Source organism: Hymenobacter sediminis (assembly GCF_003231285.1).
In the GTDB taxonomy this organism is placed as follows: domain Bacteria; phylum Bacteroidota; class Bacteroidia; order Cytophagales; family Hymenobacteraceae; genus Hymenobacter; species Hymenobacter sediminis.
Genome location: NZ_QKNS01000006.1, coordinates 52,656 through 67,115, shown reverse-complemented (window position 1 = coordinate 67,115; position 14,460 = coordinate 52,656). Strand labels below are relative to the sequence as shown.

The 14,460-nt window shown below is 57.8% G+C and carries 14 protein-coding genes; 7 read left to right on the top strand and 7 right to left on the bottom strand.

The window, feature by feature from the left end; all coding sequences use genetic code 11:
* The first annotated feature begins 200 nt into the window (after window positions 1–200).
* Window positions 201–569, top strand: coding sequence for a hypothetical protein (locus DNI29_RS16180; protein ID WP_110979174.1), 369 nt, complete (start codon window positions 201–203; stop codon window positions 567–569).
* 37 nt (window positions 570–606) lie between these two features.
* Here DNI29_RS16180 and DNI29_RS16175 read toward each other — a convergent pair whose 3' ends face one another.
* Window positions 607–2,142: a hypothetical protein gene (locus DNI29_RS16175; protein ID WP_110979173.1), complete on the bottom strand. Its 1,536-nt coding sequence runs from the start codon at window positions 2,140–2,142 to the stop codon at window positions 607–609.
* Between the two features lie 218 nt (window positions 2,143–2,360).
* Here DNI29_RS16175 and DNI29_RS16170 point away from each other — a divergent pair, with 218 nt between their 5' ends.
* On the top strand, window positions 2,361–3,956 hold the full coding sequence (locus tag DNI29_RS16170; RefSeq protein ID WP_110979172.1) for a hypothetical protein: 1,596 nt from the start codon (window positions 2,361–2,363) through the stop codon (window positions 3,954–3,956).
* A gap of 154 nt (window positions 3,957–4,110) precedes the next feature.
* On the opposite strand, the gene DNI29_RS16165 is transcribed toward DNI29_RS16170, so the two are convergent.
* Window positions 4,111–5,235: a DNA topoisomerase IB gene (locus DNI29_RS16165; protein WP_110979171.1), complete on the bottom strand. Its 1,125-nt coding sequence runs from the start codon at window positions 5,233–5,235 to the stop codon at window positions 4,111–4,113.
* 370 nt (window positions 5,236–5,605) lie between these two features.
* Here DNI29_RS16165 and DNI29_RS16160 point away from each other — a divergent pair, with 370 nt between their 5' ends.
* Both DNI29_RS16160 and DNI29_RS16155 read left to right on the top strand, forming a co-directional pair.
* Window positions 5,606–6,415, top strand: a complete 810-nt coding sequence (locus DNI29_RS16160) for a M48 family metalloprotease (RefSeq protein WP_110979170.1) — start codon at window positions 5,606–5,608, stop codon at window positions 6,413–6,415.
* A gap of 145 nt (window positions 6,416–6,560) precedes the next feature.
* Entirely contained in the window at window positions 6,561–7,742 is a 1,182-nt protein-coding gene (locus DNI29_RS16155; protein WP_110979169.1) for an App1 family protein phosphatidate phosphatase, read from the top strand.
* A gap of 191 nt (window positions 7,743–7,933) precedes the next feature.
* On the opposite strand, the gene DNI29_RS16150 is transcribed toward DNI29_RS16155, so the two are convergent.
* On the bottom strand, window positions 7,934–8,395 hold the full coding sequence (locus DNI29_RS16150) for a YybH family protein (protein WP_110979168.1): 462 nt from the start codon (window positions 8,393–8,395) through the stop codon (window positions 7,934–7,936).
* Between the two features lie 75 nt (window positions 8,396–8,470).
* Window positions 8,471–9,214, bottom strand: coding sequence for a monofunctional biosynthetic peptidoglycan transglycosylase (gene mtgA / locus DNI29_RS16145; protein ID WP_110979167.1), 744 nt, complete (start codon window positions 9,212–9,214; stop codon window positions 8,471–8,473).
* A 131-nt stretch (window positions 9,215–9,345) separates the two neighbouring features.
* Here mtgA and DNI29_RS16140 point away from each other — a divergent pair, with 131 nt between their 5' ends.
* Both DNI29_RS16140 and DNI29_RS16135 read left to right on the top strand, forming a co-directional pair.
* The gene (locus DNI29_RS16140; RefSeq protein ID WP_110979166.1) at window positions 9,346–9,981 is read left to right on the top strand and encodes an LON peptidase substrate-binding domain-containing protein; all 636 of its coding nucleotides are present in this window, start codon (window positions 9,346–9,348) and stop codon (window positions 9,979–9,981) included.
* Between the two features lie 145 nt (window positions 9,982–10,126).
* Window positions 10,127–11,299, top strand: coding sequence for a metallophosphoesterase (locus DNI29_RS16135; RefSeq protein WP_238388123.1), 1,173 nt, complete (start codon window positions 10,127–10,129; stop codon window positions 11,297–11,299).
* A gap of 2 nt (window positions 11,300–11,301) precedes the next feature.
* On the opposite strand, the gene DNI29_RS16130 is transcribed toward DNI29_RS16135, so the two are convergent.
* Together DNI29_RS16130 and DNI29_RS16125 are read right to left on the bottom strand one after the other, a co-directional pair.
* Entirely contained in the window at window positions 11,302–12,216 is a 915-nt protein-coding gene (locus tag DNI29_RS16130; protein ID WP_110979164.1) for a diacylglycerol/lipid kinase family protein, read from the bottom strand.
* 119 nt (window positions 12,217–12,335) lie between these two features.
* Complete coding sequence (locus DNI29_RS16125) at window positions 12,336–13,145, bottom strand: M48 family metallopeptidase (protein ID WP_110979163.1); 810 nt, start codon at window positions 13,143–13,145, stop codon at window positions 12,336–12,338.
* A 191-nt stretch (window positions 13,146–13,336) separates the two neighbouring features.
* Between DNI29_RS16125 and DNI29_RS16120 the strand changes: the two genes are divergently transcribed.
* Window positions 13,337–13,531 carry a hypothetical protein gene (locus tag DNI29_RS16120; RefSeq protein ID WP_110979162.1) on the top strand — a complete coding sequence of 65 codons (195 nt, stop codon included), beginning with the start codon at window positions 13,337–13,339 and terminating at the stop codon, window positions 13,529–13,531.
* Window positions 13,532–13,630: 99 nt separating this feature from the next.
* Here the strand turns inward: DNI29_RS16120 and DNI29_RS16115 are convergent, their stop codons facing one another.
* Window positions 13,631–14,440: a murein L,D-transpeptidase catalytic domain family protein gene (locus DNI29_RS16115; RefSeq protein ID WP_238388122.1), complete on the bottom strand. Its 810-nt coding sequence runs from the start codon at window positions 14,438–14,440 to the stop codon at window positions 13,631–13,633.
* Window positions 14,441–14,460: the final 20 nt, after the last annotated feature.

Here is a 14,460-nt window from a genome sequence, read left to right as displayed (position 1 = left end):
GAAACCTCAAGAACAAGATGTATCAGGCAGTTGCAAATGGGCTTTGCTAGCGTAGCTAGTAGTCAATTACCTGATAAAAAATTTGCGAAAAATATCACCTTGATACGTAACCTTCCTGTTTAGGTTTCGTAGCTGGGCTACATATGCATTCATTACCCCCCGCGTTTACCATCCTTTTTCGATCTGATTTACGCGTTTTAGTGATCCGGTGGTTACGCGACGTAACCCAACAAGAACTCCAGCAGGGCTACCTCCAGGCACTCGCCGAAGCCCAGCGCTACGCGGCTTCCTGCTGGTTAGTAGATGCCAGACGGCGAGTGCTGGCCGATGAAAGTATGGTGCACTGGCTGGCTAGCTCCTATCTGCCTACCCTCACTCAACGCCTGCCCTCTCCTATTCAGCTAGCTTGCCTTGTGGCGGCTACCTGGCAATTTAATAGTATGCCGGCTCCCCCCCTGGCTGAACTCGCCCAGCGACCACAACTGCACGAGGGGTACCAACTAAGCCTGTTTGGAGATGAAGGAAAAGCCATGCAGTGGCTAGACTTTAACCGCACGGCTACCTCTTAGTTGTTGACGAAGGCCAATAGGTGTCTACCCTTCTTTCTCAGTATAACCGGTGACGCAGCAACCAGCCGGCTCCGTTGAACTCATCGGCGCGCGGCTGGTATTTTTCCACATCCGTTTTGCCTACCCGCAAGGTATTACCATCTTGATTATCGTAAATGGTCAGGCGGTTGCGGTGCTGATTGGGGGTAGGTGTGGTTTCCAGCAAATCCTGCCCGGCACCATCGTAAATCCCGATTTTAAAGCGAGGGTCTAGGTTGCCGCGCAGTTCAAACGCATCATTTCCGCCCAACCCGAACAGTTTTATAGAACGGGTTTCGGGGCTGCTGAAGGTGCGCTCATGCAGGAGGGTGGTGCCCTGGGGTGTGAGGCGGTACACCTGCACCCGCACCTTACGGGGCGCTACAGCTTCTAACACAAACCGCTCAGCCTCATCGGTGCCCGGCAGCTCTACATCCTGATTGAGAAGTGTATAAAACTTTGCTGCTACGGCGGGCAGTTGCTCCCGGCGGCTGCGCAGCTTCCGGGCAAACTCGTCGGCGGCCAACTGCTGCACTTCTGGGGGCCACACCGCTAGGGACCTTGCAATTACGGCGTCAGACAGGGAGCTGCGCAAAGAGTCGGCAATCTGCTGAAAGTCCTGCTGGGTCAGGTAGGGCAGCAACGATTTGTCCATGGGGCGGGCGGCCTTATTGAGGCCCTCCACATCCGCGAGGCGTATTTTCTCGTGAAAGCTCTGGTAGTTTGTTTTCACCCACCCAATCATGTGGGTCAGCAGGCCATCGTCAAACTTAAAGAATGCATGGTCACGGTCGCGGGGAATTGCACGGTACACTGTACCGCCAGCCACCGCCGGGAAGCTGGCCCAGCGCCACTGGTCTTCGCGGCGGCTCCAATCGCCGAGCCACATATCAAACAGGCGGCTGCGCAGGTACTGCCGAGCGTCTACTTGGTACTGTGAGCTGGCCATAAGGTTGGTAAAGGCCTGCCGGGAGCTTACTACCTGGCTGGAGAATCCAAAACTTCCCACCGCACGCTGGTCGCCCTCGGGCCGCTCTTCAAACAGATATAATGCGTTAGCGAAACCTTCCCGAAACTCGCCTAAAGCCGGATCGTCGGCCACGTACACCAGGCGCGGATTGGTATGATAGATGCCGGCTGCCTTAGCCAGGGGTGGCACAATGTAGGCTCCGTACGGGTGAATTACGCTAGTCTGGTCCTTCATTAGGCGGCCTACCGGGCCATTCTGTAGGCTTTCGGGCAGGGCCTTGGTAGCATCTTTATCCACGGAGCGCAACACGTATTGCACGCCGTTGCGGTCTACCAGCCGCAGGTTTTTAGTTTGAAAAGAGCCGCCTTCCCGGACTGGTGTCAGACCACCCGGCACAGCAGTGCGCAGGTTAAACACGGGTACCGTAACCGGCAACGACCATAGCGCCCGGTAGTGGGTGCCCCAGAAAAAGCGGTACAACGCGCCTCGCTCGTACTGAGGTCCGGCCGCCACCAGCACGGTAGAATCGGGGCGGATGGTGGCAACGGCTGGAGCTGGGCGTTGTGCCGGGGCCGAGCACGACATTAGCAATAACCCAGAAACTACCGCTGCCGACCTGCGAGCCGGCAGAAACACACGAGGAAAGAAGGGCACGGAACCTAAAATTACAATCGAAGAAATGCCGGCCGTTCTCGGACCGCCGCCCTTATAGCGCAAACCGAGCGGTAGCGGTTGTACTGCGGAGCATGTACTTTTCTGCGGGAGTTGCGTTCAAGGAGCCTAGCCGCGTCTTTTCGCCCTTCATGAATCTTCGTTACTCCAGTCTTCTGCTGCTTTTCGCCGCCGCGGCCTGCGGCCGGGAAACCTACTTCCAGCCCGATGCCCGGGTTGATTTCACCACGCCCCTGCCAGCGGCCGCCGACAGCGCCCGGGTAACTGCCGGGCGACATTACCACCGGGGGCCGCTGGGCCGCCTGCTGCTGGGCACCCACCACCGGCCCAGTTGGGTGCAGCCTGTAACCCTACCCATACTCAAGCCCCAAAGCGTAGTACCTGGCGGGGTGAAGTTCAGCAAGATGGGTGGCGGCTTCCAGACCACGAGCGTAACGCTGGTTACGCCTTCGGGCCGCAACTACGCCCTGCGCACCATCGACAAAGATCCGTACCGCACCCTACCCAAAGTATTGCGCCAAGGCTTTGTGCTGACGGCAGTGCGCGATGCTACTTCGGCGGGCATGCCTTACGGAGCCTTTGTGGTGCCGCCCTTGGCCGAAGCCGCTGGCGTGCCGCACACCACCCCGCGCCCTTTCTACATCAGGGCCGATGAGGTAGGGCTGGGAGATGCCTCGGAACGGTTTCAGGGCAAAGTGGTGATGCTGGAAGAAAAATTCGAGGGCAAGCAGAATATCTTCGGACCTGTTGCGGGGGCCACGGAGCTGGAAGAGTCAGATGATGTGCTGGCCGAGCTGTACGCTACCCCCGGCCATAAGCTCGACGGAGAGGCTTTTCTGCGGGCCCGCCTGCTGGACATCTGGCTGGGCGACTGGGACCGACATGAGGGGCAATGGAGCTGGGCCGCCTACCCCCAGCCGGCCGGCCAAACCCTCTGGCGGCCCGTGCCCCAGGATCGGGACCAGGTGTTTTTCCGGTTTGATGATGGCATTATTCCGTGGGTTATCAGCAAGCTGGTAAGCAAGTTCCGGACCTTCGGGCCACGCTACCAAAGCACCGAAGGCTACACCCGCAACGCCAGCTTTATTGATGAGCGGGCCCTGGCCGAAGTAAGCCAGCCTGCCTACCGCCGTACTGCCCTCGATTTGCAAACCCGCCTCACCGATGAGGTTATTGCACGAGCCGTGCGCCAGGGCTTGCCGGCCGAGGTATATCGTAAGCAAGGTCCGCAGCTGGAGAAAGCTCTCCGCGCCCGCCGGGCTAACTTACCCCAGGTAGCCGACGAATTTTATGCCTTGAAGGCCCGCCAAGTGGTAGTAGCCGGCACCGATCAGAATGAGCGTTTCGTGGTAGAGCGCCGCTCCGATACAGCTACCGTAGTATCGGTGTATCAAATTCCGGGCAAAGAGGGCCAGACAAAGCCGCTGCTGCTCTATCAGCGCAGCTTCAATCCGGCCAATACGCGCACAGTCGTGCTGCATGGCCTGCAGGGCAAGGACGAGTTTATTGTATCGGGCCAGGTGCGCCGTTCACCCTTCTTGGACATCTACGGTGGCCCCGGCTCCGACCTAGTGCAGGATTCGTCGCGCGTGGGTGGCTGGCGCAAGCGTACCCGCTTCTATGACACGCGCCGCAACAACGAGCTAGGAATCGGCCCCGAACTCAAGAACCGCACCGAACACAGCGTTAAACCGCACGCCTTCGACCGTGACGGTTCAGGCAGATAAATGCACAACACGAGGGCAGCGACGCTATTCTACCAGCACCCCACCCCTATAAATGAGACAAGTCCTTGATGCCCACACGTCAAGGGCTTGTCTCATTTATAGGGGGTAGGATGGCCGAGAAGAATAACCTCGGTTCCGCGCTATGACCCTTTGCTTACTGTTTAGCCGCTTCCAGCTCCTGCAGCATTTCCAGCACCATGTGCTCGGTGGGAGTTAGCAGGTCGTTTTCGTTGGGGTCAGCGTCGTGGCGGCGCAGGTAGTCGATGAGCTGATTGGAGTTGAACAGCTCTACTACCTGCGGATGGATGTAGTATTTGGAGCACACGCTTGGCGTATTGCCCAGGTTCTCGGCCACATCTTTTAAAGCTCGTTTCAAAGACTTGGGCTTCGGAAACTCCGGCTCTTCGTCGATTACCCGTTCTAGGGCCTCCACCATTTTCACGGTGCCACCCCAGGTGCGGAAGTCCTTGGCCGAAAGGTTCATGCCGGTTACTTCGTGCAGGTAGTCGTTCACGTCGCCCGATTCCAGCTCTTCGCGGTGCCCGTCAGGGGCGTAGTACTGAAACAGGTGCTGGCCAGGTATTTCCTTGCATTTCTGCACCAGACGGGCCAGCTTCCGGTCGTGGATGGTGAGGTCGTGGGCTACCCCCTTCTTGCCCACAAAGCTGAAGCGCACATCGGCCCCGCTCACCTGCACATGCTTGTCGCGCAGGGTAGTAAGGCCATAGGTTTTGTTCTTTTTGGCGTACTCCTTATTCCCAATGCGAATAAAGGACTGGTCCATGAGGGTCAAGACCAGCGCAATTACCTTGCGCTTATCCAGTGCGGGACGGCCTAGGTCTTTATGTAGCTGCATCCTCAGCTCGGCCAGCTTTTCGCCGAAGGCCCGCAGGCGGCTGAATTTGGTGAGGGCGCGGGCTTGGTCCCAGGCCGCGTGGTAGAGGTACTGCTTGCGGCCCTTGGCGTCGCGGCCGGTTACCTGCAGATGGCTGTTGGGTGAGGGTGAAATCCAGACCTCCGTCCAGGCCGGCGGAATCACGAAGCTGCGGATGCGCTCCAGCGTCTTTTCATCTTCCACGGGTTCGCCTTTAGCCGTGAGGTAGCGAAACTCACCCGTGGCAGTAGCTTCGCGGGTCAGGCCGGGCTTGGTATCGGTGAGGTAGCGCAGCCCAGCCAACTCGGCTTGGCGAGCAGGGTCTTTGTAGAGAATATGAGCTTCTTCCAGAGGCTCCAGCTTCTTTTTGCGGGTTTTCGGGCGGGCGGTGGTAGTAACAGACATAGTTCAGGTTCAAAAGCCGCTGGCTACACTAGCGGGCGGTTTCCTCTCTACGCAAGCTGCCCCTGAAACGATGAGGCTACTGTGGCCTTTACCCCTCCGGCTACGGTGCCGCTGCTGCCTACCCCCTTGCCTGACCGAAATGGCAGGGCAAACCGGCGGCGGACTGCTTTTCACTTTTAGCAGAAAGCCAGGTTGCTGATACACATTCTTTCCAACTGATACTCCGCAGTATACCCTCTAAAACTAGCTTTAAACCGCGTAGAAGCAACATCTTGTTTGAAAAAGCCGTTAGGAGCCTGCCTGTTCTGGCACTGTTTTTTCTATAGGGCTGGCACCGACACTCTTTCTTACATCCTTTCTTTCGCGTTTTATGCGTCGTTTTTTGCTCAAACCCTGGCTGCTTCTCGGCCTTATAGTTTCTCTTGGCACCGTTTCTTCCTGCTCGAAAGATGGCGACGGGGTTCTGCTGTTTTCGGTGGAAGATGATAAAGCCCTCGGCGAAAAAGTAGCCGCTGAAACCGACTCGACGTTCCGCGCCAAGGGCCAGCTGCTGGAAGCTGGCAGTAACCCTACCGCCTATGCCGCCCTGGGCCGCATTGTTACCCGCGTCCTCGATAATGGCAAGCTGCAGTACCGCAACGACTTCCCCTGGGACGTTAAAATCATCAAGGATGACCAGGTGCAGAACGCCTTTGCTACCCCCGGCGGGCACATCTACGTGTACTCAGGCCTGATTAAGTACCTCGACAACGAAACCGAGCTGGCTGGCGTGCTGGGCCACGAAATTGCCCACGCCGACCGTCGCCACACTTCCCGCCAGCTTCAGAACCAGTACGGCATCAGTGTGCTGCTGAGTTTGCTGCTGGGTGAAAATGAGAACACGCTGGTTGACGTAGCCGCCAGCCTGGGTCAGCTCAAGTTCAGCCGCGACTACGAAACGGAGGCCGATGCGTACTCGGTAGAATACCTGAACGGTACCAACTACTACGCCTGCGACGGAGCCGCCGGCTTCTTCATCAAGGCTGAAAAGGAAGGGCAGGCTGCTACCCCCGAGTTCTTGAGCACCCACCCCAACCCTGGCTCCCGCATTCAGAACATCCAAAGTAAAGCCGACCAGATGGGCTGCCGCAACCGCACGGCCAACAGCAACGATTTCAACACGCTGAAAAGCGCTTTGTAATCAGTATCCGCCATTTAAAACAGGCTCCTGGCTTAGGTCGGGAGCCTGTTTTGTTTTCTGGGCAAAGCAAAATTCCTACCCCCGCGCAACATGCAAAGGCCCAGCTTGCGTAAGGAAGGCTTCGTTTCTGCTTTCTTTACGCCCGATGCCTCTACTCGACAAACTCAGCAGCTGGGCCGAACGGGCTGATGACGCCCTGACGCGCGCCCGCGCCCGCCTGGGCCTGCTTCATCCGCTCCAGCTGCTTTCGTACCGTAGCTACGGTACTCCTAACCGCCTTTATGTGAAGGGCCGCCTACTTACGGACAAAGGTATCGGCGAGCCGGACCCAACTGACTCGCGCTGGCACAACCTGCTGAACATGTACCGCCGCTTCGACAGCAACGAAATCAGCGGGGCCCAACTGCAGGTACGCCCCGCCGATGGTTCCGAGCACTTGGTAGTAACGGATGAGGAAGGCTACTTCACCCTCAACCTGGAGCCCAAGCTGCTCCCGGAGCCCGTCGATTTTCTGTGGTACCCCGTGGACGTGCTACTCCAGCAGGCCCCCGCGCCCTTCCCTACCCCCGAAAAGCTCGACACAAAAGCCATGGTGCTGATTCCGCCGGCCGACGCGGAGTACGGCATTATTTCCGACCTCGACGACACGGTAATTCAGACCTCGGCCACGGATTTGCTGCGCATGGCCCGCACGGTGCTGCTGCGCAATGCCCGCTCCCGCCTCCCCTTTAAAGGGGTAGCCGAGTTCTACCGGCAGTTGCAGGTGGGGCGTAATGGCAAGCGCAATAATCCCTTCTTCTACGTCAGCAGCTCGCCCTGGAACCTGTATGATTTGCTGGAAGACTTCCTGAACCTGAATGATATTCCGCCCGGACCCCTGCTGCTGCGCGATATGGCCCTGAAGCGCAAGCAAAGCACCGATGCCTCGGAGCACCATGGCCACAAGCTCAAGGAAATCGACAACCTGCTGCTGACCTACCCAACCCTACCCTTCGTACTCATCGGCGACTCAGGCCAGGAAGATGCCAACATTTACCGCGAGGTAGTACGCCGCCACCCCGGCCGCATCCTGGCCATCTACATCCGCGACGTAAATCGTCCCGACCGCGCTGCACTGGTTGAGCAAGTCTCTGAAGAACTTCGCTCCGACAAAGTGGAAATGCTGCTGGTGCAGGATACAGTGGAGGCGGCCCAGCATGCCGCCGCTACCGGTCTGATCTTCCAGGAAGCTATTCCGGCTGTGGAGCAGGAAAAGAAAAAAGATGAATCGGCGGACGACGATACCGAGCTAGACGGAGAAGGTACCGGCGAGCCGGTTATGAAGTAGTAGTGGGTGTGCGGTCATGGCCAGCAGTGCGCTGCTATCCGTCCTCTTTATTCGATAAGTCTAGATAACGCGACAAGCCTTTACCTCCAGCACGGAAGTAAAGGCTTGTCGCGTTTCAGAGGGTAGCACATTGGGGGCAGGACGGATGGCGAGCCACTGCTCGCCATGACTCCGGTTCATCTTTTCACCGCTTAACTGGAATGGTCGGCTATTATTACCCATTTCCCGGCAATGCGGCGCCACACCAGCAGGAAATGCCCTTGCAGGTCGCCAGCAGTGAGGCGGGCCAAGTGCCAGCGCCCGATAACATGGGCGGCATCGGAGCTGAGTAGCTGAATGCGGAGGTTAGTGAAGTCGAGCTGGCCCATAGTGGCCGCATTGGGGTAGCTGCGGCGGTAGTTGTCGAGGGTAGGCTGCCAGCCATACGTAAGGCCGCTTTTCCCAATAAACACCAGAGAATCATTCTGCCAATAGCCCTGCATGAAGGCCGCCACGTCGCCGCGGTTCCAAGCGGCGGTTTGAGTAGCCAGCACCTGGGCTATGTCGCGGCGGGCCGTGGCTGCATCAGCGGCTGACGGTGCATGTGGAGTGGAAGAGGTGCGGCAGGCGCTGAGCAGCACCGGAATGGCAAGAAGCAGGAAGAAACGTTTCATGCCCGGAAGATAGAAGCCAAAACCAAAGCCTGGTTCCTACCCCCTATCAGCAACCCAACCTTAGCTGGCCACGCCCTATTTTTCCATCAGTTCGCGCACGTAGGCAGTACCGCCTAGTCGGCGCATGTTGCGCATTACGCGCTTTTGCTTGGCGCGGGCCTGCGGACCCGGATTGCCGGCCCTGAACCGCAACGGATTAGGCAGCACACCCGCCAGCAACGCCGCTTCGGCTGGCGTCAGCTTCTTGGCTGATTTGTGGAAGTATTGCTGAGAAGCCGCTTCGGCCCCGAAAATACAGTCGCCCATTTCGGCCACATTCATGTACATCTCCATGATGCGGCGCTTGTCCCAGAGTAACTCAATCAGCAAGGTAAAGTAAGCTTCAGCTCCCTTGCGCACGTAGCTCCGCCCCGACCATAAGAACACGTTCTTAGCAACCTGCTGCGAAATTGTGCTACCCCCACGAAGTTGCTTGCCCCCACTCAGGTTCGATTTGGCAGCTTTCAGTAGTGCGTCGCCATCGAAACCGTGGTGAATCAGGAAGCGCTGGTCTTCGGCGGCCACTAGCGCCAGCGGCAGGTGGGGCGAAACCTCATCCAAGGTTTTGAAGTCGTAATTGATGCGGCGGTCTTGCTCCCGGATACCGTGGTAGCCCATTCCTACGGGCGCGTGGGCGCGGCGGTCCAGCATCAGCCAGGTGGCCGGCGGGCTTACCCAGCGGTAAATCAGCACCCAGGCAATGGTAGTCAGAAACAGCGCGGCAACCACTTGCAAGGCAATCCGCCCGGCGCGGCGGGCCGTTTTCCGGTAATCAGTCACGAAGTAAGCACCTAACGTAAAGGGAAAAGCTGAAGCTTGGGCTTCGGGGCAAAAGTAGCAGATTTTAGGGCCCAGGCACGCCCTGCTGCTGGTTGCCGTATCTATTTCACTTGCTTTCCGGTTATTACCCTATGACACGTACGCTGGCCTTATTCCCACTTAACCTGGTAGCTTTTCCAGGGGAGAAACTCAACCTGCACATTTTTGAGCCGCGCTACCGGCAGCTCATTCATGATTGTCAGCAGGAAGGTATCACCTTCGGAATTCCTTCCTACCTCAACAACGAGGTGACAACCCTGGGCACGGAAATGCGGCTGGTAAGCGTGGAAAAAACCTACCCCTCGGGCGAAATGGACATTAAGACCAAGGCTATAGGCGTTTTCCGGATTGAGGAGTTTTACCGCCAACTGCCCGATAAGCTTTACGCCGGCGCAGTGGTGGAAGACGTGCCCGACGATGCTACCCCCGATGTGGCGCTGCATGAGCGCACCCAGGAACTAGTACGGCAGCTTTATGATATTTTGGGTCTACGGCGCCTGTTTCTGGACTTGCCACCCGATTTCCGCGTGTATGACATTGCCCACCACCTGGGCTTCAGCACAGAGCAGGAGTATCAGCTGCTGGAGGCCGTTACGGAAGTAGAGCGCCAACAGCTGGTGCTAGACCATTTGCTGCATGTGCTTCCGGTGCTACAGGAAACCGAGCGGCTAAAGGAGCGGGTGCGGCTTAATGGTCACTTCAAAAACCTAACGCCTCCCTCCTTTTAAGTCTGCCTCACTTAGTCGTGCTCTAGGGGGGTAGGCTTTTTCTTTCGCCCCCGACGAGCTAGCTACGTATACCCGAGTATAGTCTGCTGCCGTGCCCAATTTGATGTTGCTTTTGTATGTATTAGGAGCTGCCGCCCTTTTGCTGATGGGCTGGCTGCTATGGCGTTACTGGCAGGAGCGGCAATACCGGCGGCGGCCCTACGTAGCCCCGGCCTATAATAACTGGGCGCAACACCAGTTGCCAACAGAACAGCCCCTGCACCGGGTAGCCTTGCTTGGCGACCCTGGTGCCGTGGCCACTGATGGCACGGACCCGATTCTGAACCTGCTGGAAAGCTGGCAGCAGGAAACCGGTCCTGCGGGCACCGTCATTATCCTCGGCGACAACGTCTATCCTACCGGAATGCCCGCCCCCGAGCACCCGGGCCGCGCCGCCGCCGAAGCTCGCTTCAATAGCTTACTGGCAACGCTGGGGCGCTTTGCGGGAAACGTGGTGCTGCTCAGCGGTAACCACGACTGGAACAAGGGCCGTCCCGATGGCTGGGAATACCTGCGCCGCCAGGAGGCCTACGTGCGGGAGCATTTGCCCAAGGCCCACTACCTGCCAGTTGATGGACATCCCGGCCCGGTTACCCTGCAGCTTACAGATGGGCTACTGCTCATTGTGTTGAATACCCAATGGTGGGTGCAAACCGGCCCCAGGCCCGCCGCCGATGCCAAGGAGCCTTTCCGGGAGTTGCGCCGCCTGCTGGAAGCCAATCGTCATCAGCGGGTAGTAGTAGCCGGTCATCACCCGCTGTATTCTAATGCCCTGCACGGAGGCAAGTTTACGGCCAAGCAGCACGTATTCCCGCTGACTACTGTGCACAAGCAGGCCTATGTGCCCCTGCCGGTTATCGGCTCCTTGCTACCCCTCTACCGCCGGGTAGTGGGCGCGGCCGAAGACATGGCTCATCCGCGCTACCGTAAGATGCGCCGCCGCCTGCTCCGGGTGTTGCAGGATTTTCCGGGGGTTATCTACGCCGCCGGCCACGACCACAATCTACAGTACTTCAATTATAAAGAAGGGCATTACTTGGTAAGTGGGTCGGGCAGCAAAACGGCGTTCGTGCAGAAAGGTGGCCGGGCTACGTTTGTGCACGAGTACAAGGGCTTCTTTAGCCTAGATGTGTACGCCCAGGGCGAAACCTGGCTCCGGACCCTGGAACCCGCGCAGTCAGAAGTATTCCGGCTGCGGCTAGAGCCCAAAGTGCCGGTAGTTCCCGCTTCCCTACCCTCCCTGACTGCGCTAACTCAGTTACCTCAATCTTCGGGTTAGTCTTATTCAGCCAACACTGGACCGAGGATGCGGAGGCTATGTGGAGCAATGGCTACCTCTACTGGGGTAGGCAAATGGCACGGTTCCCCGTCTACTTGCACCCGCACCTCTGTTTGGCCCGGCACGCTGATGCGGGCCCATCGGCAGCACAGCCGCCGCGTGTAATCCGAGAGGTCGAAGTCGTTGGTGTACAAGTGGTAAAGCAGGCCCGGCGCCGCTACGTTCGGAAAGGGCTCAATCAGGCAAATTTCAAACTGACCATCGTCCAGCTCACTATCCGGGTTGATGATGACATTACTACCGAAGGTATTGGCATTGGCTATTGTTAGCATAAACGCCGGGCCTTCCCAGGTTTCCAGGTCGGTTTCAATGCGGTAGGTTGCGGGTTCATAGGCCGCGTACTCTTGGGTAGCAATGCGCACGTAGGCGGCGGGCCCACGGGCATCGCCCTGGTCGAATCGCTCTACCACCAGCGCGTTAAAGCCCAGATCGGCCAAGTGAGCCGAGAACTTACCGCCCACCCGCAGCGTGTCTACCACGCGCAACTCATAATCCCAGGTGAGGCGTAGGGCCTGCTCTACTTCCTGCGGAATGCCAAGGTCTTTCGATAAGCCGTTGCCCGAGCCCAACGGAATAATTCCTAAGGGTATTTCAGTGCCGGTTAGGGCTTCGGCCACCAGGCTCACGGTTCCGTCGCCGCCGGCGGCAAACACAGCATCGTAGCTATGGTTAGCCAGATACTTGCGTAATCGGGCCAGATCATCGTCGCCGCTAGTATGGAAGAACGACGCCGAGCGCCCCCGCTCCTGGCAGTAGGTTCGGACGGTAGTTTCGAGCTCTGTTTTGTCAATATCCCCCGAAATGGGGTTGAGCACAAAAAGAAGCTGACGAAGGGTGGGACAGGCTGTGGATGACATGGGTGTAAAACTAAAACCAGGACGCTGGAGTCCTTATTAAGCCAAAAATGCTCTAAGCCTAAAACGCACATAGCCGACCTTAGGTCGGCTATGGCATGCTGTTTTTGTTGAGCTAGCAACTAGGGCTTCAAATTGCCGGGCAAACCCTGCGGGAAATCTTCCGCAATATCATGCTGGAGCTCCTCGATGCGGTTGCCGGGGTTGGGGTGGGTGCTCAGAAACTCGGGTGGGCCGCCGCCATGGTTGGCCTGCTCCAAAATTTCCATTACCTGAATCATAGAGCGGGGGTCATAACCAGCTGCGGGCGTGAAATCAACCGCTAGCCGGTCGGCTTCCAGCTCATCTTCGCGGCCGTAGCGAAGGGTCAGCAGCTTGCCTACCATCGCGGCCGCGGCAGCACTGGCCATGGTAGCAGGCCGGTCTGGGTCATAGAGGCCAATAGCAGCAGCCCCGGTTAGCCCTTGGGTCAGGCGCGACTTGGCAATCTGCTCTGCCGAGTGGCGGCCTACCACGTGACCAATTTCGTGGGCCAACACGCCGGCTACCTGGCCTTCAGTTTTCAGATTTTTCAGCAAGCCTGCCGTAATGAACACCTGCCCGCCGGGCAGAGCAAAGGCGTTGATTGTGTTTTCATCGGCCAGCAAGTGAAACTGAAACTTGTAAGGGCTTTGGCTGACTTTGGTGCTCCGTACAATCTGCTGGCCAATCCGCTCAATAGCGGCACCGGCCTGGCGGTCGGGGTGAATGCCACCATACTGCTGGGCCATTTCGGGGGCAGCCTGCAGGCCCAGAGCTATTTCCTGATCGGCCGACATATCAACGTGCTGTACTTCACCAGTCACCTCGTTTTTCTGCGTGTTGCAGTAGTACGGGATGAAGGCAAAGGCTGCCATGACCAAGGCAATTATATATCGAAGGCTTCCGCGCATAACTAGGGGTAGGGAAAGGGAGTGAGTAATGCTGAAAAAAAGGCGTAAACGGCCTCTAGGCCTTGTAACGCGAAGCCTACAGTAGGGTTGTCAGACTCGGCATAACCTAAATCCGACCACTCCACGTATCAGGCACTATGCGCGCCCGCCCCTGCGGACGGCCGTTCTTCTCCACTGCAACTTCTCTCCTCATGAATCAGAAACGCACTTTTGGCAGCATCCTCACCGTCCTTGGCATTCTTGGTATCATTGCCGGTGCCCTCGCTTTCCTACAGATTGGCGGATTAGGCTTAAGCAAGATGAACTCGTTTGTGCCTTTCGTAATTGGGCTGATTTTCTTTTTTGCCGGCATCAATCTGGTCAAGACAACCGGAGACCGGGCCTAGCCCTACCCCTATTCTTAGCCGCATATACAAGCAGCGCCCCGCTTCCGGCCAATTGGCAAGAAGCGGGGCGCTGCTTGTGTTAATTCCTACCCTTGAGAACTATGCTTGCCCTAGCAAGCCTTTGCTGCGGGCGAAACCAAGCAGGGCAGGGTCGAGAGCTAACCAACTGGAGCGGTAGGCGCTGTTGGCTGGCCCATTGGCAAACAGTACCGAGCCGCCTTTAATCGTCTGGATAATGGCTGCCGTTTGCTCTATGGGAAGAGCTGGGCAACCCTGGCTCCGGCCCAATCGGCCATGTTGCCGAATAAACTGCTGACTTACATATTCTGCACCGTGCACCACTACAGCACGACTTAGGGCGTTAGTGTTATAGCCGGCATCTACCCCATTCAGCTTCAACGATAAGCCGTGCTTGCCCTGATAGGTAGCCCCCGTCACGTAGAAACCCAGGCTGCTCATCTCGGAGCCTTCCCGGTTCGAGAAGGTGCGAGCAAACTCTTCACCCGTATTCTTGCCGTGGGCTACTAAGCTGTGGTGCAATAGCTTTCCCTTACCCATATCCAGTATCCAGAGGCGCTTTTGGTTGCTGGAGCGGCTAAAGTCGATGATGGAAAGCACCTGCGTGTTGTTGCCCGTAGCTCCGCGCTGCTGCAAGTGGTAAAAGCCTACTAACGCGCGGCGGTACACATCCAGCGGCAGCCCGGTGGCGGTAAGGCCCATTTGCGCGTATGAGAGGGCCACATGCTGCTCAAAGGCAGCCGTCACGAAAGCTTTCTGCTGTTCACTTAGCCGCACAGGGGTAGGCGACGCAATGCGTGGCCGGACCGTTGGCGGAGTGGCAGACAGAGGATTTCCTAAAGTTAACGCGGTAAGCAGCAGTCCGGCAGCACGGGTCCAGGCGTTCGTCATCGGCTAAATCAGTCGGGGCG